Annotated in this window: 21 protein-coding genes; 18 read left to right on the top strand and 3 right to left on the bottom strand. The window is 63.7% G+C overall.

What is annotated here, in order from left to right; all coding sequences use genetic code 11:
- Positions 1 to 91 precede the first annotated feature (91 nt).
- The 3 genes from B5E66_RS07310 to aroF all read right to left on the bottom strand — a co-directional run bounded on the left by B5E66_RS07310 (position 92) and on the right by aroF (position 2,719).
- Positions 92 to 1,192, bottom strand: a complete 1,101-nt coding sequence (locus tag B5E66_RS07310) for an FAD:protein FMN transferase (protein WP_087230783.1) — start codon at positions 1,190 to 1,192, stop codon at positions 92 to 94.
- A complete protein-coding gene (locus tag B5E66_RS07305; RefSeq protein ID WP_087230780.1) occupies positions 1,189 to 1,593 on the bottom strand; it encodes a DUF3783 domain-containing protein in 405 nt (134 codons plus the stop codon). Before B5E66_RS07305 ends, B5E66_RS07310 begins: the two co-directional genes overlap by 4 nt.
- 112 nt (positions 1,594 to 1,705) lie before the next feature.
- Positions 1,706 to 2,719 carry a 3-deoxy-7-phosphoheptulonate synthase gene (gene aroF, locus B5E66_RS07300; protein WP_087230777.1) on the bottom strand — a complete coding sequence of 338 codons (1,014 nt, stop codon included), beginning with the start codon at positions 2,717 to 2,719 and terminating at the stop codon, positions 1,706 to 1,708.
- 205 nt (positions 2,720 to 2,924) lie between these two features.
- Between aroF and ybaK the strand changes: the two genes are divergently transcribed.
- The 18 genes from ybaK (at position 2,925) to rsmA (ending at position 24,266) form a co-directional block, all read left to right on the top strand.
- On the top strand, positions 2,925 to 3,410 hold the full coding sequence (gene ybaK / locus B5E66_RS07295) for a Cys-tRNA(Pro) deacylase (protein WP_087230774.1): 486 nt from the start codon (positions 2,925 to 2,927) through the stop codon (positions 3,408 to 3,410).
- A gap of 498 nt (positions 3,411 to 3,908) precedes the next feature.
- On the top strand, positions 3,909 to 4,409 hold the full coding sequence (gene purE, locus B5E66_RS07290) for a 5-(carboxyamino)imidazole ribonucleotide mutase (RefSeq protein WP_087230771.1): 501 nt from the start codon (positions 3,909 to 3,911) through the stop codon (positions 4,407 to 4,409).
- A 35-nt stretch (positions 4,410 to 4,444) separates the two neighbouring features.
- Positions 4,445 to 5,917, top strand: a complete 1,473-nt coding sequence (purF, locus tag B5E66_RS07285; protein ID WP_087230768.1) for an amidophosphoribosyltransferase — start codon at positions 4,445 to 4,447, stop codon at positions 5,915 to 5,917.
- A gap of 3 nt (positions 5,918 to 5,920) precedes the next feature.
- Positions 5,921 to 6,967: a phosphoribosylformylglycinamidine cyclo-ligase gene (gene purM / locus B5E66_RS07280; RefSeq protein ID WP_087230765.1), complete on the top strand. Its 1,047-nt coding sequence runs from the start codon at positions 5,921 to 5,923 to the stop codon at positions 6,965 to 6,967.
- Positions 6,961 to 7,557 carry a phosphoribosylglycinamide formyltransferase gene (gene purN / locus B5E66_RS07275; protein WP_087230762.1) on the top strand — a complete coding sequence of 199 codons (597 nt, stop codon included), beginning with the start codon at positions 6,961 to 6,963 and terminating at the stop codon, positions 7,555 to 7,557. Before purM ends, purN begins: the two co-directional genes overlap by 7 nt.
- 19 nt (positions 7,558 to 7,576) lie before the next feature.
- Positions 7,577 to 8,350 (top strand): IMP cyclohydrolase, encoded by a 774-nt coding sequence (locus B5E66_RS07270; protein ID WP_087230758.1) that lies wholly within the window; start codon positions 7,577 to 7,579, stop codon positions 8,348 to 8,350.
- Positions 8,351 to 8,399: 49 nt separating this feature from the next.
- Complete coding sequence (locus tag B5E66_RS07265) at positions 8,400 to 9,581, top strand: phosphoribosylaminoimidazolecarboxamide formyltransferase (RefSeq protein WP_087230913.1); 1,182 nt, start codon at positions 8,400 to 8,402, stop codon at positions 9,579 to 9,581.
- A gap of 21 nt (positions 9,582 to 9,602) precedes the next feature.
- Entirely contained in the window at positions 9,603 to 10,898 is a 1,296-nt protein-coding gene (purD, locus tag B5E66_RS07260; protein ID WP_087230755.1) for a phosphoribosylamine--glycine ligase, read from the top strand.
- A gap of 70 nt (positions 10,899 to 10,968) precedes the next feature.
- Positions 10,969 to 14,661, top strand: coding sequence for a phosphoribosylformylglycinamidine synthase (locus tag B5E66_RS07255; protein WP_087230748.1), 3,693 nt, complete (start codon positions 10,969 to 10,971; stop codon positions 14,659 to 14,661).
- 27 nt (positions 14,662 to 14,688) lie between these two features.
- On the top strand, positions 14,689 to 16,134 hold the full coding sequence (gene purB, locus B5E66_RS07250; RefSeq protein ID WP_087230744.1) for an adenylosuccinate lyase: 1,446 nt from the start codon (positions 14,689 to 14,691) through the stop codon (positions 16,132 to 16,134).
- Between the two features lie 309 nt (positions 16,135 to 16,443).
- Positions 16,444 to 16,653 (top strand): helix-turn-helix domain-containing protein, encoded by a 210-nt coding sequence (locus B5E66_RS07245; protein ID WP_087230740.1) that lies wholly within the window; start codon positions 16,444 to 16,446, stop codon positions 16,651 to 16,653.
- Positions 16,654 to 16,710: 57 nt separating this feature from the next.
- Positions 16,711 to 17,415 (top strand): pseudouridine synthase, encoded by a 705-nt coding sequence (locus B5E66_RS07240; RefSeq protein WP_087230737.1) that lies wholly within the window; start codon positions 16,711 to 16,713, stop codon positions 17,413 to 17,415.
- A 264-nt stretch (positions 17,416 to 17,679) separates the two neighbouring features.
- Positions 17,680 to 18,765, top strand: a complete 1,086-nt coding sequence (locus B5E66_RS07235) for a PucR family transcriptional regulator (RefSeq protein ID WP_087230734.1) — start codon at positions 17,680 to 17,682, stop codon at positions 18,763 to 18,765.
- Positions 18,766 to 18,902: 137 nt separating this feature from the next.
- Complete coding sequence (ftsE, locus tag B5E66_RS07230) at positions 18,903 to 19,595, top strand: cell division ATP-binding protein FtsE (protein WP_087230731.1); 693 nt, start codon at positions 18,903 to 18,905, stop codon at positions 19,593 to 19,595.
- A complete protein-coding gene (locus B5E66_RS07225) occupies positions 19,592 to 20,497 on the top strand; it encodes a cell division protein FtsX (RefSeq protein ID WP_087230729.1) in 906 nt (301 codons plus the stop codon). The genes ftsE and B5E66_RS07225 overlap by 4 nt, the downstream gene beginning before the upstream one ends.
- Before the next feature lie 31 nt (positions 20,498 to 20,528).
- Positions 20,529 to 21,794, top strand: a complete 1,266-nt coding sequence (locus B5E66_RS07220; protein ID WP_242958123.1) for a M23 family metallopeptidase — start codon at positions 20,529 to 20,531, stop codon at positions 21,792 to 21,794.
- Positions 21,795 to 21,951: 157 nt separating this feature from the next.
- Positions 21,952 to 23,325, top strand: coding sequence for a S41 family peptidase (locus tag B5E66_RS07215; RefSeq protein ID WP_087230726.1), 1,374 nt, complete (start codon positions 21,952 to 21,954; stop codon positions 23,323 to 23,325).
- Positions 23,326 to 23,408: 83 nt separating this feature from the next.
- On the top strand, positions 23,409 to 24,266 hold the full coding sequence (gene rsmA, locus B5E66_RS07210; RefSeq protein WP_087230723.1) for a 16S rRNA (adenine(1518)-N(6)/adenine(1519)-N(6))-dimethyltransferase RsmA: 858 nt from the start codon (positions 23,409 to 23,411) through the stop codon (positions 24,264 to 24,266).
- Positions 24,267 to 24,270 lie beyond the last annotated feature (4 nt).

Raw genomic sequence — 24,270 nt, 5'->3', positions numbered from 1 at the left:
GTTAAGATGGGGCCAAAAGGGGATAAAAACCGAAAACAGCCCCCGCTCTCTCGCACGGAGAAAGCCGGGGGCTGCGGGATACCGGGTATCGTTATTCCGTTTCGATCTGGTACTGGGCAAAGCCGCTGGAGGTGACCACCTGGCCGTCCTTGGTGCACCAGAGGGCCTCCACCCCGTCCAGGCTCTCGATCAGGGCCATGCCTTCTTCCAGGGGCATACAAAAGACGCCGGTGGACAGGCAGTCGGCCAGGCCCGAGTCGGAGCAGAGGATGGTGACGGCGGTGAAATAGTCGGCGGGCCAGAGGGTGTCGGGGTCGATGATGTGGTGGTAGCGCACCCCGTCCACCGTATAGTAGCGCTGGTAGTCGCCGCTGGTCACCACCGCCCGGTCATCCGAGTCCACCACCGCGATCAGGGAAGTCTGGCTGTTGTAGATCAGCTGGTCGCTCCAGGGGCTGGCGATGCCGCTTTCCCAGGGCTGGCCCTTGGGCTTGGAGCCGATGGAGCGCAGGTTGCCGCCCACGCTCACCGACGCGCTGATCAGGCCCCGGGCCTGGGCCGCCCGGCAGACCTGCTCCACCGCATAGCCTTTGCCCACGCTGCCCACGTCCAGCCGCATCTCGGGGTCGGCCAGATAGACGGTGCCGGCTTGGTGGTCGATGATGATGTCGTTGATGTCGCAGTGCTGGGCGGCGGCCTCCAGCTCGGCCTGGGTGGGCAGGGCGTTGTCCTCGTCGGAGGGGTCGGCTTCGGCGGCCTCCCGGTAATCGTGCCAGATGGCCAGCACGCTGCCCATGGCGATGTTCAGCTTGCCGCCGGTGGTGTCGTACAGCCGGATGGCTTCATCCAGCATATCGATGATCCGCTGGTCCACCTTGACCGGGGCCACCCCCGCGTTGTCGTTGATGGTCTTGATGTTGTTGATGCCGTCGTAGTCGTTGTAGATGTCGTAGAGCTGGTGGTAGGCGACCAGGTCCTGATGGAGGGCGTCCATCTGCTCGTCGAACTCGGCCTGGGAATCGCAGTAGGCGATCACCTGGGTCATGGTGTCAAAGACATCGAAATAGTAGGCGGTAAAGCGCTGGGCGTTGTCGCTGACGGTGGTTTTGGGCTGGCTGGAGCAGCCGGCCAGCAGGCCCAGGCACAGCCCCAGGCAGGCCAGGGCGGCCAGCAGTCGTTTGGTTCGTCTCATCCCCGGCTCACCTGGCCTTTCTCTGCGGCCAGCTGCCCCAGCAGGTCGGCAAAGACCCACTGGCGGTTGGCGGGGGTGACCAGCGCCCGCAGGGGGATCTGGGCCTTGGCGTTGTCCAGCAGGTCCAGCAGGGTGGCGGCATCCCTGGGGCGGAAGTTGGCCAGAACGATGGCGGGCGGGTAGGCGCCGGGGGCCAGGCTGAGGGTGCGGGCTGCGGCCAGGGGCACTTCACCCAGCAGCTGGGCCACGGTCTGGCCTGCGCTGGCGGGCGGCACCAGCTGCACCTTCATCCCGAAGGCGTCCGCCATCCCGTCCAGGATGCCCCGGTCGCCGGGAGCAAGGTTCCAGGCCAGGACCATGGGCACGCCGGCGTTCTGGTTGCGGGCAATATGAGCTTTCATGGGATATACCTCTTTCATGGTGTGTGTAAATCGTTCAGAGTATACCACAAACCGTCCGGAAAGAAAACAGCGCAGCCACAAAAAAGCCCCGGCGGGGCCGGGGCAGGGAGGATCAATTCCACATTTTGCCGAAAAATTCCACTTCACGCTTCAAAAAGTCCGTCAGCTCGTCAAACTGGTCGGGGGTCAGGCTCTGGGCGCCGTCGCACTTGGCTTTGGCGGGGTCGTTGTGCACCTCGATCATCAGGCCGTCGGCCCCCGCCGCGACGGCGGCCTTGGCCAGCTGGGGCACCATCCAGGCCTGGCCGCAGGCATGGCTGGGGTCCACGACCACCGGCAGATGGGTCATCTTGTGCAGCATCACCACAGCGGCCAGGTCCAGGGTGTTGCGCATACTGGTCTCAAAAGTCCGGATGCCGCGCTCGCAGAGGATCACATTCTCATTGCCCTCCGCCATGATGTATTCGGCGCTCATCACCAGCTCCTCCAGGGTGTTGGCCAGCCCCCGCTTGAGCAGCACCGGCTTTTTCTGACGGCCCACCGCTTTCAGCAGCTCAAAGTTCTGCATATTGCGGGCGCCGATCTGGATCAGGTCCACGTTTTCAAACAGGGGCAGGTGTTCGGTATTCATGATCTCGGTGACGATGGGGCTGCCGGTGGCCCGGCGGGCCAGCTTGAGCAGGTCCAGCCCTTCGCTGCGCATCCCCTGGAACGAGTAGGGGGAGGTGCGGGGCTTGAAGGCGCCACCCCGCAGCAGGCTGGCCCCGGCGGCTTTGACCCGCTGGGCACAGTAGGTGATCTGCTCCTCGCTCTCGATGCTGCACGGCCCGGCGATCATCGCAAAATGTCCCCCGCCGATCTTGACCCCCTGCACGTCCACCACCGTGTCGTCGGGGTGGAATTTGCGGTTGGCCTTTTTGTAGGGCTCGGATACCCGGCGCACCGTCTCCACGACGGGGTTGGCCAGCACCCAGCTTTCGGCAATGGCTTTGGTGTCCCCGATCAGGCCCAGGATATGGGTGTCCCGGCCTTTGGAATCGTTGATCTCAAAGCCCATGCCCATGAGTTCGTGGCAGAATTCGCGCACCTGCGCTTCGGGTGCGTCCTGTTTGAGAATGATGATCATAGCGGCTCTCCCTTTCCGCCCCGGAGCGGCGTCCGGCGGCGCCTCTGCTTTGCTTCAGTGTAATGAATCGGTGGGACTACTATAACACTTCAGGAGCGTGAAGTCAAGGGGCAAAGAAAAATTTTTGCCGCAGGGCCCCTGCGGGTGTTCTTTGGGCGGAATTTGTGGTATTATAAATATATATAGGAGAGAGGGAGAGATCAGGATGGCAAAAGAAGCCAAGACCAACGCCATGCGGATGCTGGAAAAGGAGAAGGTGGCCTACACCGCCCGGGAATACCCCCATGAGGAGGGGGTGGCGGTGGACGGGGCCACCGTGGCCCGCAGCCTGGGGCTGGACCCGGCCTGCGTGTTCAAGACCCTGGTGACCCAGGGGGCCAGCCGCGGCTATTTTGTGTTCGTCATCCCGGTGGAAGCCGAGCTGGATCTGAAAGCCGCCGCCCGCAGTGTGGGGGAAAAGAGCGTAGCCATGATCCATGTGGCCGACATCAACAAGGTGACGGGCTATGTACGGGGCGGGTGCAGCCCGGTGGGGATGAAAAAGCAGTATCCCACCGTATTTGACCAGAGCGCTTTGCAGCAGGAGAAGATCTACGTCTCGGCGGGGCGGATCGGGCTGCAGGTATGCTGCGCGCCGGCCGACCTGATCCGGGCGGCCAAAGCCGGCACCGCCCCCCTGACCCGCCAGTGAGGCCGGCTTTATTGACGGCAGTTTGTGGAAAAAACGCGGCGCGCGGCGCAAAAGGCCGGAAGGCGGGGAAAGTCGTACTACCACGGGGATATGTGGGGAAAATTGCACAAAACTTTCCCGGCGGGCTTTGGGCAGGTAAAACACAAGGGAGAATTTGTGTAAAATCTCTTTGCAAAGCCGGTTTTTTGCCGTACACTGTAAACGTGAGCGGGGCGCTGTGCGCCCTGCGGGAAAAGAAGAAGGCAGGCGCCCCAGGGCGCCCGGAGGCGGACGGAGCATGGGCTTTGACAACAAGAGCTTGGCTGGGACGCAGCTGCCGAATGGACGGCTGGTTTGTCTCAATGGTTTCGGCTGGCGGCTGTCGTTTGCTTCCGCCGGGCTTTGCCGTACCGTCATGTTTGCAGAATAAGGCCGTGGTGTAGCCGCATCACAGCCTTTTTTGTTTTGCCGGGGCTTCGGCCCGCTTTTCACAGGATTTAGGATGGAGGACAAAAGAGTATGATTCGTAAAGTTGCCGTTATCATGGGTTCGGACAGTGACTGGCCGGTGGTCAAGGGGGCCTGCGCCCAGCTGAAGGATCTGGGCATCCCCTTTGAAGCCCATATCCTTTCGGCCCACCGCACCCCGGCCCAGGCTGCCGCCTTTGCCAAGGGGGCCAAAGAGGCGGGCTTTGGTGTGATCCTGTGCGCCGCCGGCATGGCGGCCCACCTGGCCGGGGCCTTTGCGGCCAATACCACCCTGCCGGTGATCGGCATCCCCATGAAGGGGGGCACCATGGACGGCCTGGACGCTCTGCTTGCCACCGTCCAGATGCCCAGCGGCATCCCGGTGGCCACCGTGGCTTTGAACGGCGCCAAGAACGCCGCCTGGCTGGCCGCCCAGATCCTGGCTCTGTCCGACGAGCAGCTGGCCGCGCGGCTGGAGGCTGAGCGGGTCAAGATGGGCGATGAGATCGCCGCCAAGGAAGCCAGGCTCCAGCAGGAGATCGCCGCTCTGTAAAAGGAAAAGCTACACAGCACAACGAAGGAGATAGAATGTCTGATTTTGCCTATCCGCTCCATGAGGAATGCGGCGTTTTTGGAATTTACGATAAGGCCGGCACCGAGGACGTGGCGGTGGCGGTGTACGCGGCGCTGTATGCGCTGCAGCACCGGGGCCAGGAGAGCTGCGGCATGGCCGTCAACGAGGACGGCGTCATCACCGGCCACCGGGACCTGGGCCTGGTCAACGAGGTGTTCACCTCCCAGGTGATGGCCAGCCTCCGCAAGCCCGAGGCCCATATGGCCACCGGCCATGTGCGCTACGCCACCGCCGGCAGCCGGGTGCGGGCCAATGCCCAGCCCATGATCGTCCGCCACGGCCGGGGCACCATGGCCCTGTGCCACAACGGCAACCTGACCAACGCGGTGCAGCTGCGCAACGCCCTGGAGAACGACGGCGCCATCTTCCATGGGTCCTCGGACACCGAGGTGATCTGCTATCTGCTCACCCGCAACCGCCTCAAGCACGGCAGCATCGAGCAGGCGGTGGCCGCCACCATGGATTCCCTGGAGGGGGCTTACAGCCTGGTCATCATGTCCTCCACCAAGCTGATCGCCGTGCGGGACCCCCGGGGCTACCGGCCTCTGTGCATCGGCACCCTGCCGGGGGGCGGCTATGTGTTTGCCAGCGAGAGCTGCGCTCTGGATGCGGTGGGGGCCACCCTGCTGCGGGACGTGGAGCCGGGCGAGATCGTCGTGGCCGACGCCCGGGGCCTGCGCAGCATCCGGGACCGCTGCAACAGCAAGCCCAGCCAGATGTGTGTGTTTGAGTATATCTACTTTGCCCGGCCCGACAGCATCATCGAGGGCTGCTCGGTGCACGAGGCGCGGATGCAGGCGGGCCGCTTCCTGGCCCAGGAGCACCCGGTGGAAGCGGATGTGGTGATCGGTGTGCCCGACTCGGGCCTGGATGCGGCCATCGGCTATGCCGAGGCCAGCGGCATCCCCTACGGCATCGGCTTTGTCAAAAACAAGTATATCGGCCGCACCTTCATCCAGGGCAGCCAGAAACAGCGCGAAAACAGCGTGCGCATCAAGCTGAACGCCATTGCCAGCACCGTCCGTGACAAGCGCGTGGTGCTGATCGATGATTCCATCGTCCGGGGCACCACCTCGGCCCGCATCATCAAGCTGCTGCGGGACGCCGGGGCCAAAGAGGTCCATTTCCGGGTGTCCGCCCCGCCTTTCAAGTATCCCTGCTATTTCGGCACCGATATCCCCGACCAGAAACTGCTGGTGGCCACCGGCCGCACGGTGGAACAGATCAACGAGATCATCGGCGCCGACACGTTGGGGTATCTGTCGGAGGAACATGTGGTGCAGCTGGCGCCCAAGGCGGGCTGCGGCTTCTGCACCGCCTGCTTCACCGGCCGGTACGCCGTCAAGCCCGAGGTGGTGCTCTCCACCGACATCCACGACCGTCCCCTGCGCCAGCGGCCCAAGGGGGAGAAAAAGTTAGGAGAATGAACCATGGAAAAGAGCTATTCGGAAAGCTATAAGGCAGCCGGTGTGGACATCACCGCGGGCTACCGCTCGGTGGAGCTGATGAAGCAGTATGTCAGCCGCACCATGAACCAGCACTGCATCGGCGGCCTGGGCGGCTTTGGCGGCCTGTTCGAGCTGGACTGCACCGGCATCGACCACCCGGTGCTGATCTCGGGCACCGACGGCGTGGGCACCAAGCTGCGCATCGCCATGCTGCTGGACAAGCACGACACGGTGGGCATCGACTGCGTGGCCATGTGCGTCAACGACGTCATCTGCGCCGGCGCCAAGCCCCTGGTTTTTCTGGACTACATCGCCTGCGGCAAGAACGTGCCCGAAAAGATCGCCGACCTGGTCAAGGGCGTGGCCGAGGGCTGCGTCCAGGCGGGCGCTGCCCTGGTGGGCGGCGAGACGGCCGAGATGCCCGGCTTTTATCCCGAGGACGAGTACGACCTGGCGGGCTTCACCGTGGGCGTGGTGGATAAGAGCAAGATTCTGGACAACAATACCATGCAGCCGGGGGATGTGATCCTGGCGCTGCCCTCCTCGGGCGTGCACTCCAACGGCTTCTCCCTGGTGCGCAAGGTGTTCGACCTGGAGGGCCACCCCGAGGTGCTGCAGGAAAAGCCCGCCGAACTGGAGGGCCGCACCCTGGGCGAGGCCCTGCTGGCCCCCACAAAGATCTATGTCAAGCCGGTGCTGGCCCTGCTGGAGCAGGTGCAGGTGAGAGGCATCTCCCACATCACAGGCGGCGGCTTCTATGAGAATATCCCCCGCAGCCTGAAGAAGGGCTGCTGCGCCCGCATCGCCAGGAGCGACGTGCGCACCCCGGCCCTGTTCGGCCTGCTGCAGAAAGCGGGGAACATCCCCGAGCGGGATATGTTCAATACCTTCAACATGGGCGTGGGCATGGTGCTGACCGTTCCCGCCGCACAGGCGGACAAGGCTCTGGAGATCCTGCACGCCAACGGTGAGCCGGGCGCTTACCGTCTGGGCGTCATCGCAGAGGGCGAGGGGGTCGAACTGTGCTGAAGATCGCGGTGCTGGTCTCGGGCGGCGGGACCAACTTGCAGGCTTTGCTGGACAGCGAGGCCCGGGGGGAGAACCCCCATGGCAAGATCACCCTGGTAGTGGCCTCCAAGCCGGGGGTCTATGCCCTGGAGCGGGCGGCCAAGGCCGGGGTGGAAAGCTGCGTAGTCAGCCGCAGGGACTACGCTTCCCCGGACTCGTTCGACGAGGCCCTGCTGGAGGTGCTCCGGGGCCACGGCATCGACCTGGTGGTGCTGGCCGGCTTTTTGTCGGTGCTGGGTCCCAGGGTGGTGCAGGCCTATCCCCGCCGTATCCTGAACGTTCACCCGGCGCTCATCCCTGCCTTCTGCGGGCCGGGAATGTATGGGCTGCGGCCCCATCAGGCCGCCTTGGCCCGGGGCTGCAAGGTGACCGGCGCCACCGTCCACTTTGTCAACGAGGAGTGCGACGGCGGGCCCATCCTGCTGCAAAAGGCCGTGGATATCCTGCCCGGCGACACCCCCGAGACGCTGCAGAAGCGGGTGATGGAGCAGGCTGAGTGGAAGCTGCTGCCCAAAGCCGTGGCCATGGTGTGCAGCGGCGAGATCGTCTGATGACAGGAGGAAAACTGCTATGGAAAAGATCGACCTGAACGCTTACCTGGCCGGCAACGAGTATCCCGGCCGGGGCATTGCGGTGGCCAAGGCCCCCGACGGGCGCCAGATGTTCATCGGCTACTTCATCATGGGGCGCAGCGCCAACAGCCGCAACCGGGTCTTTGACCCCCTGCCCGAGCGGGGCGGCATCTGCACGATGGCCGCCGACCCGGCCAAGCTGGAGGACCCCAGCCTCATCATCTACAACCCCGTGCTGACTTTGGGCACCACCCACATCGTCACCAACGGCGACCAGACCGATACCATCTACGACGGGATGTGCCGCGGGCTGAGCTTTGCGGACGCCCTGCGCACCCGCACCTTTGAGCCGGACGGCCCCAACTGGACCCCCCGCATCTCGGCGGTGGTGTACGCGGACGGCAGCTACCAGATGAGCATCCTCAAGTCGGCCGACGGCAACGGGGACAGCGTCCAGCGCTATTTCTTCGATTATCCCCAGCCGGTGGCAGGGGAGGGGCAATTCATCAGCACCTACAAGTGCAACGGCGACCCCATCCCCAGCTTTGAAGGGGAGCCTCTGCGCTTTGCCTGCCCCCGCACGGTGGGGGATTTCGCCCGGGGCCTGTGGAGCAGCCTGAACGAGGACAACAAAGTCAGCCTGTTCGCCCGCGTGATCGACCTGGAGAGCGGCGAGAGCGGGGACATGATCTACAACAAGTACGACGCCGTGGACAGTTCGCTGGACGACCCCGAGGAGCCGCCCCTGCTGCCCGAGGAGATGGAAGGATGACCCAGGGGCCATGCCCCTGGTTGGAATGAAGATTTGGGAGGAAAACGCCATGAATGAACTTGCCCTGAAATACGGCTGCAACCCCAACCAGAAGCCCAGCCGTATCTATATGGAGAACGGCGAGGACCTGCCCGTCACCGTGCTGAACGGCCGTCCGGGCTATATCAACTTTTTGGATGCCCTCAACTCGATCCAGCTGGTGTTCGAGCTGAAGAAGGCCCTGGGCATGCCGGCGGCTGCCTCGTTCAAGCACGTTTCCCCGGCGGGCGCAGCCATCGGCCTGCCCCTGACCGATGTGGAGCGCCGGATGTATCATGTGGACCCCGCCATGGAGCTGTCTGCCCTGGCCTGCGCCTATGCCCGGGCCCGGGGCGCCGACCGGATGTCCTCCTTTGGGGACTGGATCGCCCTCAGCGACGTGTGCGACGTGCCCACCGCCCGCCTGATCCAGCACGAGGTGTCGGACGGCATCATCGCCCCCGGCTATGAGCCGGAGGCCCTGGCCATCCTGGCCGGCAAGAAGAAAGGCAGCTACAACGTGGTGGCCATCGACCCCGCCTACCGTCCCAACCCCATCGAGCACAAGCAGGTCTACGGCATCACCTTTGAGCAGGGCCGCAACGAGCTGGAGATCAACGCCGACACCATGCTGAACAACTTCGTCACCGAGAACAAGACGGTGACCGAGGAGCAGAAGCGGGATCTGATCATCAGCCTGATCACCCTCAAATACACCCAGTCCAACAGCGTGTGCTATGTCTCGGGCGGCCAGACCATCGGCGTGGGCGCCGGCCAGCAGAGCCGCATCCACTGCACCCGTCTGGCGGGCCAGAAGGCGGACAACTGGCAGCTGCGCCATATGGACAAGGTGCTCGACCTGCCCTTCCGGGAGGACGTCTCCAAGCCCAACCGCGACAACGCCATCGACGTCTACATCGGGGACACCCCCGAGGATGTGATCGGGGATGACGTGTGGGCCGAGACCTTTACCCGCCAGCCCGAACCCCTGACCGCCGAGGAGAAGAAAGAGTACCTCAGCCATGTCACCGGGGTGTGCCTGGGTTCGGACGCTTTCTTCCCCTTTGGGGACAACATCGAGCGGGCCCGCCGCAGCGGCGTCACCGCCATCGTGCAGCCCGGCGGCTCCATCCGTGACCAGCAGGTGATCGACACCTGCAACAAGTACGGCATCGCCATGGCGTTCTGCGGTGTGCGGCTGTTCCATCACTGATCCGGGAAAGGGGAAACTGCAATGAAGATTCTGGTTGTGGGCGGCGGCGGCCGCGAACACGCCATCATCCGGGCCCTGAAAAAGAGCCCCGCCTGCGGGGAGATCTGGTGCGCGCCCGGCAACGGCGGCATCGGCTACGACGCCAAATGCAAGGACATCAAGGCCACCGACGTGGAGGCCATGGTGGCTTTTGCAAAGCAGGAAGCCTTCGACTATGTGGTGGTGGCCCAGGATGACCCCCTGGCGCTGGGGATGGTGGACGCCCTGGCGGAAGTGGGCATCCCTGCGTTCGGCCCCGACCGGGCAGCCGCCCGGATCGAGGCGTCCAAGGTCTTTGCCAAGGACCTGATGAAGAAATACGGCATCCCCACTGCCGGTTATGAGACCTTTGACGACCCGGCTGCGGCGCTGGACTTTATCCGCACCCGGGACCGCTGGCCCGTGGTCATCAAGGCAGACGGCCTGGCCCTGGGCAAGGGCGTGCTGATCTGTGAGGATGTCCGGCAGGCCGAGGAAGGGATCAAGGAGATCATGCTGGACAAGAAGTTCGGCGCTTCGGGCAACCATGTGGTGGTGGAGGAGTTCCTCACCGGGCCCGAGGTCAGCGTCCTCAGCTTCACCGACGGCAAGGTGGTCAAGCCCATGGTGTCCTCCATGGACCACAAGCGCGCCAACGACGGGGATACCGGCCTGAACACCGGCGGCATGGGTACGGTGGCCCCCAACCCCTACTATACCCCCGATGTGGCCCGGCGCTGCATGGAGGAGATCTTCCTGCCCACCATCCGGGCCATGCAGGCCGAGGGCTGCCCCTTCAAGGGCTGCCTGTACTTTGGCCTGATGATCACCCCCGACGGCCCCAAGGTGATCGAATACAACTGCCGCTTCGGGGACCCCGAGGCCCAGGTGGTCCTGCCCCTGCTGGACAGCGACCTGCTGACCGTCATGACCGCCTGCACCGGCGGCACCCTGGAGGACACCGAGGTCAGGTTCCGGGACGGCGCGGCGGCCTGCGTCATTTTGGCGTCGGGCGGCTACCCCGTCCGCTATGAGAAGGGCAAAGAGATCACCGGCCTGACCGAGGGCCAGCTGCCCGGCGCGGAGGATGTCACCGTATACCACGCCGGCACCGCCGTCCAGGACGGCAGGCTGGTCACCGCAGGAGGGCGGGTACTGGGCGTCACGGCCGTCGCCGGCAGCCTGCCTGCGGCATTGGAGCGGGCCTACCAGGCGGCGGACCGGATCCGGTTCGACAAGATGCACCGCCGCAGCGATATCGGCCGGCGGGCTTTGCAGGCGCTGAACGTGCAGGAATGAGCGCTCCCGAGCGCAAGGGTAAATGAAAAGAAAGCCTGATCCTACCAGATCGAAATGAGGAGATGAGCCTATGGTATACAGGATCTATGTGGAAAAGAAGCCGGGCTTCGACGGCGAGGCCCGCCAGCTGCAGAACGAGCTGACCAGCCTGCTGGGCATCGGCAGCCTGACGGGGCTGCGGCTGCTCAACCGCTATGACGTGGAAGGCATTTCGGAGCAGCTGTTCCGCCAGTGCGTGGACACGGTGTTCAGCGAGCCGCCGGTGGACAGCGTCTGCACCGAGCTGCCGGCCCATCCGGGCACGGCCTTTGCGGTGGAATACCTGCCCGGCCAGTTCGACCAGCGCGCCGACTCCGCCGCAGAGTGCATCCAGCTGATCAGCCAGGGAGAGCGGCCTCTGGTCCGCTCGGCCCGGGTCTATCTGCTGGACGGCGATCTGACCGGCGCCCAGGTGGAGGAGATCAAGAAGTATGTCATCAACCCGGTGGAGGCCCGTGAGGCATCCCTGGAGACCCGTGAAACACTGCAGATGACCTATGCGGTGCCCCAGGCGGTGGCTACCCTGACCGGCTTCGGCCAGCTGGACGAAGCGGGGCTGAAGGACTTTATCCGGGACAACGGCCTGGCTATGGACTTCGGGGATATCAAGTTCTGCCAGGATTACTTCCGCAGCGAGCAGCGGGACCCCACCATCACCGAGATCAAGATGATCGACACCTATTGGTCGGACCACTGCCGCCATACCACCTTTGGCACCATCCTGGACGATGTCCGGATCGATGACGCCATGGTGCAGGAAGCCTTCGACCGCTACATGGCCCTGCGTCAGCAGACCGGCCGGGATGCAAAGCCCCGCTGCCTGATGGACGTGGCCACCATCGGAGCCAAGGCCCTCAAGCAGCAGGGCATCCTCAAGAACGTGGACGAGAGCGACGAGATCAACGCCTGCACTGTCAAGATCAAATGCGATGTGGACGGCGAGGATCAGGATTGGCTGTTCCTGTTCAAGAACGAGACCCATAACCACCCCACCGAGATCGAACCCTTCGGCGGTGCGGCCACCTGCATCGGCGGCGCCATCCGGGACCCCCTGTCCGGCCGCAGCTATGTCTACCAGGCCATGCGGGTCACCGGCGCGGGCGACCCCCTGGTGCCGGTCAGCCAGACCCTGCCCGGCAAGCTGCCCCAGCGCAAGCTGGTCACCACCGCGGCGGCGGGCTATTCCTCCTATGGCAACCAGATCGGCCTGGCCACCGGCCAGGTGGATGAGATCTACCACCCCGGCTATGTGGCCAAGCGGATGGAGATCGGCGCGGTGGTGGGCGCCACCCCCGCCAGCCATGTGCGGCGCGAGTGTCCCGCCCCCGGGGATGTGATCGTGCTGCTGGGCGGCCGCACCGGCCGCGACGGCATCGGCGGCGCCACCGGTTCCTCCAAGGCGCACAACCACGAGAGCCTGGAGAGCTGCGGCGCCGAGGTCCAGAAGGGCAACGCCCCCATCGAGCGCAAGCTGCAGCGGCTGTTCCGCCGGGAGGACGCCTGCCGGATGATCAAGCGCTGCAACGACTTTGGCGCGGGCGGCGTGTCGGTGGCTATCGGCGAACTGGCCGACGGCCTCTACATCGACCTGAACAAGGTCACCAAGAAGTATGAGGGCCTGGACGGCACCGAGCTGGCCATCAGCGAGAGCCAGGAGCGGATGGCCGTGGCCCTGGCGCCCCAGGACGTGGACCGCTTCATCGCCCTGGCCGCCGAGGAGAACCTGGAGGCCACCCCTGTGGCCACCGTCACCGAGGAAAAGCGTCTGAAGATGGTGTGGAACGGCGCCACCATCGTGGATATCAGCCGCGACTTCCTCAACTCCAACGGCGCGGAAAAGCACCAGAACGTCCACATCCAGAAGGGCACGGTCTGGCAGCCCCAGTGGGCCGGCAGTACCTTTGGCCAGCAGATGGAGAGCATGGTGGGCGACCTGAACATCTGCAGCAAGAAGGGCCTGAGCGAGCGGTTCGACTCCACCATCGGGGCGGCCACCGTCCTGATGCCCTTTGGCGGCAGCCACCAGCTGACCCCCCAGATGGCCATGGCGGCCAAGCTGCCGGTGGATGGCGAGAGCACCACCTGCTCGGGCATGGCCTGGGGCTACAACCCCTATCTGACCAGCGCCAATCCCTACAAGGGGGCCATGCTGGCGGTGGTGGAGAGCGTCACCAAGCTGGTGGCGGCGGGCTTCCACTACCAGGACGCCTACCTGACCTTCCAGGAATACTTTGAGCGTCTGGGCGACAAGCCCGAGCGCTGGGGCAAGCCCCTGGCCGCCCTGCTGGGCGCTCTGGATGCCCAGATGGGCCTTGGCATTGGCGCCATCGGCGGCAAGGACAGTATGTCCGGCTCCTTTGAGGAACTGGACGTGCCGCCCACCCTGGTGTCCTTTGCCACCGCCATCGGCAAGACCCACCGGGTGGTGTCCACCGAGTTCAAGAAGGGCCACAGCTCGGTGGTGCTGCTCCGTCCCTTCTACAAAGAGGACGGCGTCACCCCCAACTTTGAGTCCCTCAAATCCAACTACTACATCGCCAGCCAGATGATGGAGGAGGGCATCGTCCTGTCCGCCTCGTCGGTGGGTTACGGCGGCATCGCAGAGGCCCTGTTCAAGATGGGCCTGGGCAACCATGTGGGCTTCCGGATGATCGCGGATATGTCTCCCGAGGAGATGTTCGAGCCCGCTTACGGCTCTCTGGTGCTGGAGATCGCCACCGGCGCGCCCGCCGGCAAGCTGCTGGGCGTCACCACCCGGGAGTACCAGTTCACCGCCTGCGGCGAGACGCTGGACAGCGCCGCCCTGCAGGAGATCTGGGAGTCCAAGCTGGAGCCGGTCTACCCCTACCGCAAGGCAGGCCCCACGGTGGAGGCCATCTCGGGCAGCGTCCGCGCGCCCGCAGCCCCCAAGGTGGGTGTGGCAAAACCCAAAGTCATCATCCCGGTGTTCCCCGGCACCAACTGCGAGTATGACACCGCCAAGGCTTTCCGCGCTGCGGGGGCCGAGCCGGAGATCCTGGTGATCCGCAACCTGACCCCGGCCGACGTCACCGCCAGCTGCGAGGCCCTGGTCAAGGCCATCGACCAGTCCCAGATCGTCATGCTGCCCGGCGGCTTCTCGGGCGGCGACGAGCCGGACGGCAGCGCCAAGTTCATCGCGTCCTTCTTCCGTTCGCCCGCCGTCACCGAGGCGGTGCGCCGGCTGCTGTTCCAGCGGGACGGCCTGATGCTGGGCATCTGCAACGGCTTCCAGGCTCTGATCAAGCTGGGCCTGGTGCCCTACGGGGACATCCAGCCCATCGGCCCCGACGATCCCACCCTGACCTTCAACACCATCGGCCGCCACCAGAGCATGCTGGTGCGCACCCGTGTGGCTTCCACCGGCAGCCCCTGGCTCAGCCGCTGCGTCCTGGGCGAGGAGCACCTGGTGCCCATCAGCCACGGCGAGGGCCGCTTTGTGGCCCCCAAGGCCGTGCTGGACCAGCTGGTGGCCAACGGCCAGGTGGCTACGCAGTACATCGACGCCGACGGCCGGCCCACCATGGACCTGCGCTACAATCCCAACGGCTCGATGCTGGCCATCGAGGGCATCACCAGCCCCGACGGCCGCATCCTGGGCAAGATGGGCCACTCGGAGCGCCGGGGCGACCGCCTGTACGAGAATGTGTCGGGCGACAAATTCCAGCCTATTTTCGAGGGCGGCGTGGATTATTTCCGCATCTGATGCCCCGCGCTGAAAGGAGAAACACCAATGTCCCAGCATGACCGCTATATCAGCCCCTTTTCCACCCGGTACGCCTCGGACGAGATGCAGTACATCTTCTCGGACGACAACAAGTTCCGCACCTGGCGCCGCCTGTGGGTGGCCCTGGCCCGGGCCGAGATGGACCAGGGGCTGGACAACATCACCCCCGAGATGGTGGCCGAACTGGAGGCCCATGTGGACGACATCAATTACGATGTGGCCGCCGCCCGTGAAAAACAGGTGCGCCACGATGTGATGAGCCACGTCTACGCCTACGGCCAGCAGTGCCCCCATGCGGCGGGCATCATCCACCTGGGCGCCACCAGCTGCTATGTGGGCGACAACACCGACATCATCGTCATGCGCCAGGGCCTGGAGCTGGTGCGCAAAAAACTGATCGGCGTGCTGGCCAAGCTGGCCCGCTTTGCCCGGACCTACAAGGATATGCCCTGCATGGCTTACACCCACGGCCAGCCCGCCCAGCCCACCACCGTGGGCAAGCGCGCTACCCTGTGGGCCAACGAGCTGGTGATGGACCTGGGCGAGATCGACCACCGCCTGGCCGTGCTGCAGCTGCGCGGGGTCAAGGGCACCACCGGCACCCAGGCCAGCTTTATGGAGCTGTTCAAGGGGGATGCGGCGAAGATCCGCGCCGTGGATGCCTCCATCGCGCAGGAGATGGGCTTTGACCCCAAGGCCGTCATCCCGGTGTCGGGCCAGACCTACAGCCGCAAGGTGGATGCCTTCATCCTCAACGCCCTGGCCGGCATCGCCCAGAGCTGCATGAAGTTTGCCACCGACCTGCGCCTGCTGGCCAACTTCAAGGAGATGGAGGAGCCCTTTGAGAAGAACCAGATCGGTTCTTCCGCCATGCCTTACAAGCGCAACCCCATGCGGTGCGAGCGGATCTGCGCCCTGGCCCGCTATCTGATGGCGGATGTGCTCAACCCCAGCTTCACCGCAGGCACCCAGTGGTTCGAGCGCACCCTCGACGACAGCGCCAACAAGCGCATCGCCATGGCGGAGGGCTTCCTGGCCGCCGACGCGATCCTGAACATCATGCTCAATGTCACCGACGGGCTGGTGGTCTATCCCAAGGTGATCCGCAGCCGCCTGATGGCAGAGCTGCCCTTCATGGCCAGCGAGAACATCATGATGCAGGCCGTGGAAAAGGGCGGCAACCGCCAGGAGCTGCACGAGCGGCTGCGCCAGCACGCCATCGCCGCCGGCAAGCAGGTCAAGGAGGAGGGTCTGCCCAACGATATGGTGGACCGCATCGCCGCCGATCCCGCCTTTGGTCTGACCAGGGAGGAGATCCAGGCGGGTCTGGTGCCCGAGAATTTTGTGGGCCGCGCCCCCCAGCAGGTGGAGGAGTTCCTCGCAGAGGTGCTCCAGCCCATCTTTGACGCAAACCCTGACGCCCTGGCCCAGCACGCGGACCTGAGCGTCTGAGCCCTGCATAAAAACAGATCGACCAAAAAGCCCCCGGGACGGCATGACGGAATGGCCGGCCCGGGGGCTTTTGCGCTGTATGCAGTTAAAACACCTGTGTCAGAAGCCAATGGGCGCAGTAGAGATAAAAGACCCAGTAAATGCGCAGCGCTTCCAGTAGGACAGGGATCATGGCAGCACCTCCCCAAAAGGCTGAAAAAGGCGAAAGAGGATGGACAAGACTTATTTTAGTACAAATATTTACTAAAGTCAATAGTAAAGATCTTTACTGACCTATACTTTGTCTAATCTGAAAAGGGGAGGCAGGGTATGGAGTATGTCAAGCGGATCCGGGACTTGCGGGAGGACCGGGACAAGACCCAGCAGGAGATTGCCCAGGTGCTGGGCACCTCGCAGACCATGTATGCCCGCTATGAGCGCGGGGCCAATGAGCTGCCCATCCGGCATCTGATCGCCCTGTGCCGGTATTATGGGGTCAGTTCGGACTATATCCTGGGGTTAAAGGATACAATGAATTGATTCCCAAAGGCGGCAAAATATGCTATACTATACAAAAAATGAAAGAGAGGGGTTTCTATGCGACTGGATAAATACCTTGCAGAGGCGGCCCAGTGCACCCGCAGCGAGAGCCGGGAGCTGATCCGCAAAGGGCGGGTGAGCGTCAACGGCGCGGTCTGCCGCAGGCCCGAACAGCAGGTCAGCGAGATGGACTCCATTGCGCTGGACGGCAAGAGCCGGCCCCGGCAGGCGTTCGTGTACATCATGCTGAACAAGCCCGCAGGGGTGGTCAGCGCCTCGGCTGACAAGCGGGACACCACCGTGGTGGATCTGGTGCACAGCGCCTATCCGAGACGCGAGCTGTTCCCGGCGGGCCGGCTGGACAAGACCAGCACCGGCTTTGTCCTCATCACCGACGACGGGGCTTTTGCCCATGATATCCTGGCCCCCAGGCACCATGTGCCCAAGACCTACCGGGTGACCATCGACACCCCCCTGACCCGGGAGATGGCGGAGGGCTTTGCCCGGGGAGTGGTGCTGGCCGACAGGGTGCAGCTGGCCCCGGCCGAAGTTTCCCCCCTGACGGCGGACGGCAGGACGGTGCGGGTGGTGCTGCACCAGGGCGTCTACCACCAGATCAAGCGGATGTTCGGGGTGTATGGGGCCGGGGTGGACCAGCTGCACCGGGAGGCCATCGGCAGCGTCTGGCTGGACCAGGACCTGGCCCCCGGCCAGTGGCGGGAGCTGACCGAGGCCGAAGTGGCCGCCATCGCGGGCCGGTGAGGGGGCCGGCTTTCACCAGACTTTCAAACAAGCATCACATTTTACCGCTAAAATAGAGGTCAGAACCACGGTTTCAAGTGGTTTTTGGCCGAAAAAATGCCCTGGGAGATAATTTCACCAAGAGAATGCAATCTTTTTTGGTGAAATATGTTGCAAAAGTAAATTCTTTTGTGTAAAATATAGATTGTAGTGCGGCGAAATTGTGGAAATATGCCAATCCGATCTTCCACCGCCGGCACAATCGAGGAAAAGGGGTATGCGTTTATGGCCAACAGAGTATTTCAGAGCGTGATCTACCAGATGAAGGACGCGATCGACCGTGTGGTAGGTGTGGTGGATGAGACTGGCGCCGTGATCGCCTGCTCGGAGCTGAATCTGATCGGCGAAGTGCAGGAGGACTTTGTGGCCGAGCGTATGTCTGGCAAGGACAGCTTTGCCCGGGGCGGCTACAGCTACCAGCAGTTCTCCAGCGCAAAGCACAATGACTACGCCGTCTTTGTGGAGGGCGCGGACGAGGTGGCGAGCCAGTTTGCGGCGGTGCTGGCGATCAGCTTGCAGAGCATCAAGCAGTATCACGACGAAAAGTTCGACAAAGCCAACTTCATCAAGAATGTAGTGCTGGACAACATCCTGCCCGGGGACATCTATGCCAAGGCCCGGGAGCTGCACTTTGCCACCGATGTGTCCCGGGTGGTGTTCATCGTCCGGGTGGTGTCGGGCGGGGACATCTCGGCTTATGACGTGGTCAGCAGCCTGTTCCCGGATAAGCAGAAGGACTTCGTGTTCAACATCAGCGAGACCGACACCGTGCTGGTCAAGGAGATCCGCAAGGGCATCGACCGCGTGGATATGGAAAAGCTGGCCGCCAGCATCGTGGACACCCTGTCCGGGGAACACTATATCAAGGCAGTGGTGGGCATCGGCACCCCCATCTCCAATGTCAAGGACCTGGCCACCAGCTTCAAGGAAGCCCAGATCGCCATGGAGGTCAGCAAGGTGTTCGACACTGAAAAGCAGATCATCCGCTACGACAACCTTGGCATCGCCCGCCTGATCTATCAGCTGCCCACCACCGTCTGCGAGATGTTCCTGAAAGAGGTGTTCAAGCAGGGCAGCATCGAGAGCCTGGACCAGGAGACCCTGTTCACCATCCAGCGCTTTTTTGAAAACAATCTGAATGTGTCCGAGACCAGCCGCGGCCTGTTCGTGCACCGCAATACCCTGGTCTACCGGCTGGAGAAGATCAAAAAGCTCACCGGGCTGGACCTGCGGGAATTCGACGACGCCATCGTGTTCAAGGTGGCGCTGATGGTCAAAAAGTACCTGTCCAACAACCCCGCCAAATATTGATGCAAGCACCCCGGCGCTCCGCGCGTCGGTGCGGACCGGCCAGCGTGCCACCGCGCGGCCGGTCTTTCCTTTGCCTGCGGGCATAAAACGCGGAAATTTATACATAACGGAGACGTACAGACATGCCAGATGTACCGATGGTAAAATTTGAACACGTATCCATGGAATATAAAAAGGGCGGCCGGCTGGCTCTGGAGGACATCGACTTCCAGGCGGACCCCGGTGAGTTCGTCTTTCTGCTGGGGCACTCGGGCGCGGGCAAATCCACCCTGCTCAAGCTGATCTTGCGGGAGATCGTCCCCACCGAGGGCAAGGTCTTTGTCAACGGCAACGACGTGGCGGCTTTGCGCCGGCACAAGATCCCCTTTATCCGCCGCCAGATGGGGATCATCTTTCAGGACTTCCGGCTGATCCCCAGCATGACGGTGTATGAGAACGTGGCCTTTGCCATGCACGTGACCAACATCTCCAAAAAGGAGATCGAACAGCGGGTGCCCTATATGCTGGAGCTGGTCCACCTGGAGGACAAGGCCAACAGCTACCCCGATTACCTGTCGGGCGGCGAGCAGCAGCGGGTGGCGGTGGCCCGGGCACTGGTACACGCACCCAAGCTGGTCATTGCGGACGAGCCCACCGGCAACATCGACCCCGAGCTGAGCCTGGAGATGATGGAGCTGCTGGAGCGGGTCAGCCGCGAGGGCAACATCACGGTGCTGGTGGTCACCCACGAGCATGAGCTGGTGCACCGGTTCCATCAGCGGGTGGTCACGCTGAATCATGGCAGGATCGTTTCGGATGTGCCCGCCGTCCAAGAGGGGGTGCTGGTATGAAACTTTCGACCTTTGGTTTCCTGACCGGGCGCGGCCTGCGCAACCTGGGCACCCACTGGGCCATGACCATTGCGTGCGTGGCGTCCCTGGCGGTCTGTATGAGCCTGAATACCCTGGCCAGTCTGGTAGAGGTCAATGTGGACAGCATGATCGGCTATCTGGGCCGGCAGAACGAGACGGTGGTCTTTCTGGACCCCGCCTGCGACGACGCCACCGCCCAGGCGGTGGGCCAGCAGATCTCTGCCATCAACGGGGTGAGCAACGTCAGCTATATGTCCAAGCAGGATGTGCTGGACACCTATGAGAGCTACATGGAGGAGTATGCCTCCCTGTGGGACGAATTTGAAAACGACAATCCCTTTAAAGCGAACTACCGGGTCACCGTTTCGGACCTGGGGCAGCTGAGCAGCATCAGCAGCCAGATGGAAAAGATCCCCGGGGTGGTCAAGGTGACGGCCCCGGTGGAGATGGGCAGCATCTTTGTGGAGATCCAGCAGGGCGTCACCCGGATGGGCCGCGCCTTTGTGCTGGTTCTGATGGTGGTCAGCGTCATCACGGTGGGCAGCACCATACGCCTGAGCGTCTTTGCCCGCCGCCGCGAGATCGAGATCATGAAGTATGTGGGCGCCACCAACTGGCTGGTGACCCTGCCTTTCCTGGTGGAGGGTCTGGCGATGGGCCTGATCGCGGGCGCCATCTCCTCGGGCGGTGTCCTGGCCCTGTATGCCTACCTGGTAGGGGCGGCCGACGGGCTGAGCGGCGTATGGGATGTGCTGGTGGGTACCTCGCTGGTGCCTCTGGACGCCGTGTGGTCCACCGTGCTCAGCAGCAGCCTGCTGGGCGGCGGCCTGGTGGGCGGCCTGGGCAGCCTGTTCTCCATCCGCAAGCATCTGAACGTGTGATCCAAAACGCTTGAACAAAGGGGGTCTTTCGGTGAAGAGGGCAAAACACGCCAAGAAGTCCCGGCTGGGCGCGCGGCTGCGTCGGACGGTCAGCCTGCTGACCGCATCGCTGTGCCTGATGGCCGCCATCGGCAGCGTACCGCCGGCGGTGTCGGCGGCCAGTGTCTCTGACCTGCAAAAGCAGCTGGAGGAGATCCAGTCCAGCATGGCCCAGCACCGGCAGGAGCTGGCCGACGCCAAAAAACGGGAGAACGCCGCCGCTGCGCTGGAGGAGGATCTGCGCCAGCAGGTCCAGGTGATCCAGAGCCAGATCTCTGTGCTGGCCGGGGAGATCGCCCAGGTGCAGAACGCCATCGGTCAGAAGCAGCAGCAGATCACGGCCAAGCAGGCCGAGATCGACCAGAAAGAACTGGACATCGAAAACCAGTGGGACGACTTCAAGACCTTTATGGGCGCTATGCAGGAACTGCGGGAAGGCGGCAGCGTGGCGATGCTGTCGGCGGTCACCGACCTGTACCAGTTGCTCACCTTCAATGAGATGATGCAGGATATCTCGGTCAAGGAGACCCAGATGCTGGACGAGCTGGAAGCCGCCAAACAGGAACTGGAAAACGATTACCAGCAGCTGGCCAGCGAAAAGGCTTCCCTGGAGACCCAGAAGGCCAATCTGGACGCCAAAAACTACCAGATGAAGGCCAAGCAGAGCGAGCTGACCGCCAGCATCTCCCAGGCGCAGCTGACCCAGGAGGAGGCGGAGGCCGCCCAAAAGGCCGCCCAGGAGGCCATCGAGTCGGATGAGATGGACTACGAGGCCGTCCAGGGACAGATCCAGGCCATCATCTCCGCGGCAGCGTCCAAGCAGAGCGAACTGAGCTTCACCGGCTTTATCTGCCCGCTGCGCAGTTACAGCCGCATCTCCTCGGAGTACGGCTACCGCACCAACCCCGTCACCGGGGTGTACAAGCTGCACGGCGGCATCGACTTTGCGGCGCCGGGCGGCACGCCCATCTATGCGGCCGCCAGCGGCTATGTATCGGTGGCCGGCTGGAGCACCGGCGGCTACGGAAACTATGTGGTGATCTACCACGGTACCATGGGGGACGGCAAGGCCTACTCCACCCTGTACGGCCATATGAGCCGCATCGCCGCAAAACAGGGCACCTATGTCAACCAGGGCGATGTGATCGGGTATGTGGGCTCCACCGGCAACTCCACCGGCAACCACCTCCACCTGGAGGTGTGGCAGGGCAAGACCAACGCCGGCCGCGTCAACCCCCGCAGCTATGTCCCCATCTGAATTTTGAACAGCAAATAGAGAGAGGCGGAAAGAATCCATGAGAACCGATAAGCACAAGCGTTTTCAGCGCGCAGCCTGCATCGTGCTGGCAGTCCTGCTGGCTTTGTCCCTGCTGGGCAGCACCCTGCTGATGCTGCTGGGCTGATAGGAGGCACCGATGAACAAAAAGATATCGGTCGGGATGATGCTGACCATTGTGATCCTGGCGATGACCGTGACATTCTCGGTCACCATGCTGCTGGCCATGCGGCTGTTTGACAGCACCGTCAGCAGCGTCAAGGAAAAGGAGAGCATGTACAACAAGATCTCCGAGCTGGACCGCTATGTCCGCAGCAACGACTACTACACCATCGACGAGACCCGGCTGTACGACACCATTTCGTCGGGCTACCTGCTGGGCACCGGGGACCGGTATGCCCGCTACTATACCGCCGAGGCCTATGCCGAGCTGCTGGATATCCAGAACGGCGTCCTGATGGGCATTGGCGTCGAGGTGGCCCAGGACCAGACCGGCTATGCCAAGGTGCTGAAGGTCTATGACGGCAGCCCTGCCCAGGAGGCCGGGGTGGAGAAGGGCAACTACATCACCACCATCGACGGCGCCGACGTGCGCACCATGAGCAGCGCCGACGCCATCCAGGCCCGGCTGCGGGGCGAGGCAGGCACCACCGTCAACCTGGTCTGGCTCAACAGCGAGTCGGCGGAGCAGACGGTGGATCTGACCCGTTCCAGCTACATCACCACCACCATCGACTACCAGCTGACGGCGGGGGACGTAGGCTATATCAAGATCCGCCAGTTTGACGCCACCACTCTCAGCGAGCTGGATTACGCCATCCGCACCCTGCGCAACGCAGGCGCAGCCAGCCTGCTGTTCGATCTGCGCGACAACGCCGGCGGTCTGCTGGACGTGGCTTTGAACTGCATCGACCTGGTGTGCCCCGAAGGGGTGATGGCCTGGGCGGAAAGCCGGGACGGCACCCGGGAAGCCCTGGGCAGCAGCAGCGGGGACAGTGTGGTGGATCTGCCCATGGTCTGCCTGGTCAACGGCAATACCGCCAGCGCGGCCGAACTGTTTGCCAGCTGCCTGCGGGATATGAGCGGCGCCCGGCTGGTGGGCACGACTACCTTTGGCAAGGGCACCATCCAGAGCAGCCCCCAGCGCCTGAGCGACGGCAGCGCCGTGGTGGTCACGGTGGCCCAGCTGATCCCCTCCAGCGGCGAGACTTTTGACAGCGTGGGTCTGACGGTGGACGTGGAGCGTGACCTGACCAGCGACGAGCAGGCCGCTTACTACGATTACACTTTGGAAACCGATCCGCAGATCCTCCGCGCAGTAAATACGGCTCAGACCATGAGCGGCAGCGCCACCGTGGGCGGCGTGAATGCCGCCTCCAGTGGGGCCGCCGGCAGTGAGGCTGCCAGCAGCGAGACCGCTTCCAGTGAAACTGCCAGCAGTGAAGCCGCCTCCAGCGAAGCTGCCTCCAGTGAAGCCGCCAGCAGCGAAGCTGCTTCCAGCGAGGCCGGCTGACCCGGTCCCGAGTCCGTATGTGACACCCCAAGACCCCCGGCCCTGCCGGAGGTCTTTTTGCAGCCAACAGAAAGGATTTGTATATGGAGCTGACCGACCTTGGCACCATCCGCACCCTGTGCGAAAAATACGACTTTGCCCTCTCCAAGGGCTTTGGACAGAACTTCATCGTCAACCCGGGGGTCCCCCCCAAGATCGTGGACGCCGCAGGCATCGACCGCCGCTACGGGGTGCTGGAGATCGGCCCCGGCATCGGCGTTTTGACCAGGGAGATCGCCAGCCGGGCGGGCAAGGTGGTGGCGGTGGAGGTGGACAAACGCCTGCCCCCGGTATTGCAGGAGACCCTGGCCGGCCTGGACAACGTGCAGGTGGTGCTGCAGGACGTCCTCAAGACGGACCTGCGCGCTTTGATGGCCCGGGAATTTGAGGGGATGCCGGTGGTGGTGTGCGCCAACCTGCCCTACTACATCACCAGTCCCATCATCATGAAGCTGCTGGAGGAAAAACTGCCGGTGGAAAACATCACCGTCATGGTGCAGAAGGAAGCCGCCGAGCGCCTGGCCGCCCAGCCCGGCACCCGGGCCAGCGGCGCCGTCAGCTGCGCTGTGCGGTATTTTGCCCAGCCCCGGGTGATGTTCACGGTGCAGGCGGGCAGCTTTTACCCGGCGCCCAAGGTCACCAGCGCGGTGGTCCGGCTGGATATCCGCCCCACCCCTGCGGTGCAGGTGCCGGATGAGGGCGCTTACTTTGCCCTGGTGCGGGCCGCCTTTGGCCAGCGCCGCAAGACCGCCGCCAATGCCATTGCGGCAGGGCTGGGCCTGTCCCGCCAGGAGGTGGCCCAGGCGCTCCAGGATGCCGGGCTGGACCCGCGGGTGCGCCCCGAACAGCTGACGCTGGAGGATTTTGCAGCCGTGGACGCCGCCCTGCGGGCAGGCCGATAAATTC

This window comes from Faecalibacterium sp. An121 (assembly GCF_002160915.1).
In the GTDB taxonomy this organism is placed as follows: Bacteria; Bacillota; Clostridia; order Oscillospirales; family Ruminococcaceae; genus Faecalibacterium; species Faecalibacterium avium.
Note: the sequence above shows the minus strand (reverse complement) of the source record. Positions and strands in the feature narration are given on the sequence as shown.

What these genes read in the sequence shown, in the direction of transcription:
- B5E66_RS07310 (WP_087230783.1), bottom strand. Translation starts at nt 1,192, where the DNA reads ATGAGACGAACCAAACGACTGCTGGCCGCCCTGGCCTGCCTGGGGCTG.
- B5E66_RS07305 (WP_087230780.1), bottom strand. Translation starts at nt 1,593, where the DNA reads ATGAAAGCTCATATTGCCCGCAACCAGAACGCCGGCGTGCCCATGGTC.
- aroF (WP_087230777.1), bottom strand. Translation starts at nt 2,719, where the DNA reads ATGATCATCATTCTCAAACAGGACGCACCCGAAGCGCAGGTGCGCGAA.
- ybaK (WP_087230774.1), top strand. Translation starts at nt 2,925, where the DNA reads ATGGCAAAAGAAGCCAAGACCAACGCCATGCGGATGCTGGAAAAGGAG.
- purE (WP_087230771.1), top strand. Translation starts at nt 3,909, where the DNA reads ATGATTCGTAAAGTTGCCGTTATCATGGGTTCGGACAGTGACTGGCCG.
- purF (WP_087230768.1), top strand. Translation starts at nt 4,445, where the DNA reads ATGTCTGATTTTGCCTATCCGCTCCATGAGGAATGCGGCGTTTTTGGA.
- purM (WP_087230765.1), top strand. Translation starts at nt 5,921, where the DNA reads ATGGAAAAGAGCTATTCGGAAAGCTATAAGGCAGCCGGTGTGGACATC.
- B5E66_RS07270 (WP_087230758.1), top strand. Translation starts at nt 7,577, where the DNA reads ATGGAAAAGATCGACCTGAACGCTTACCTGGCCGGCAACGAGTATCCC.
- B5E66_RS07265 (WP_087230913.1), top strand. Translation starts at nt 8,400, where the DNA reads ATGAATGAACTTGCCCTGAAATACGGCTGCAACCCCAACCAGAAGCCC.
- purD (WP_087230755.1), top strand. Translation starts at nt 9,603, where the DNA reads ATGAAGATTCTGGTTGTGGGCGGCGGCGGCCGCGAACACGCCATCATC.
- B5E66_RS07255 (WP_087230748.1), top strand. Translation starts at nt 10,969, where the DNA reads ATGGTATACAGGATCTATGTGGAAAAGAAGCCGGGCTTCGACGGCGAG.
- purB (WP_087230744.1), top strand. Translation starts at nt 14,689, where the DNA reads ATGTCCCAGCATGACCGCTATATCAGCCCCTTTTCCACCCGGTACGCC.
- B5E66_RS07245 (WP_087230740.1), top strand. Translation starts at nt 16,444, where the DNA reads ATGGAGTATGTCAAGCGGATCCGGGACTTGCGGGAGGACCGGGACAAG.
- B5E66_RS07240 (WP_087230737.1), top strand. Translation starts at nt 16,711, where the DNA reads ATGCGACTGGATAAATACCTTGCAGAGGCGGCCCAGTGCACCCGCAGC.
- B5E66_RS07235 (WP_087230734.1), top strand. Translation starts at nt 17,680, where the DNA reads ATGGCCAACAGAGTATTTCAGAGCGTGATCTACCAGATGAAGGACGCG.
- ftsE (WP_087230731.1), top strand. Translation starts at nt 18,903, where the DNA reads ATGGTAAAATTTGAACACGTATCCATGGAATATAAAAAGGGCGGCCGG.
- B5E66_RS07225 (WP_087230729.1), top strand. Translation starts at nt 19,592, where the DNA reads ATGAAACTTTCGACCTTTGGTTTCCTGACCGGGCGCGGCCTGCGCAAC.
- B5E66_RS07215 (WP_087230726.1), top strand. Translation starts at nt 21,952, where the DNA reads ATGAACAAAAAGATATCGGTCGGGATGATGCTGACCATTGTGATCCTG.
- rsmA (WP_087230723.1), top strand. Translation starts at nt 23,409, where the DNA reads ATGGAGCTGACCGACCTTGGCACCATCCGCACCCTGTGCGAAAAATAC.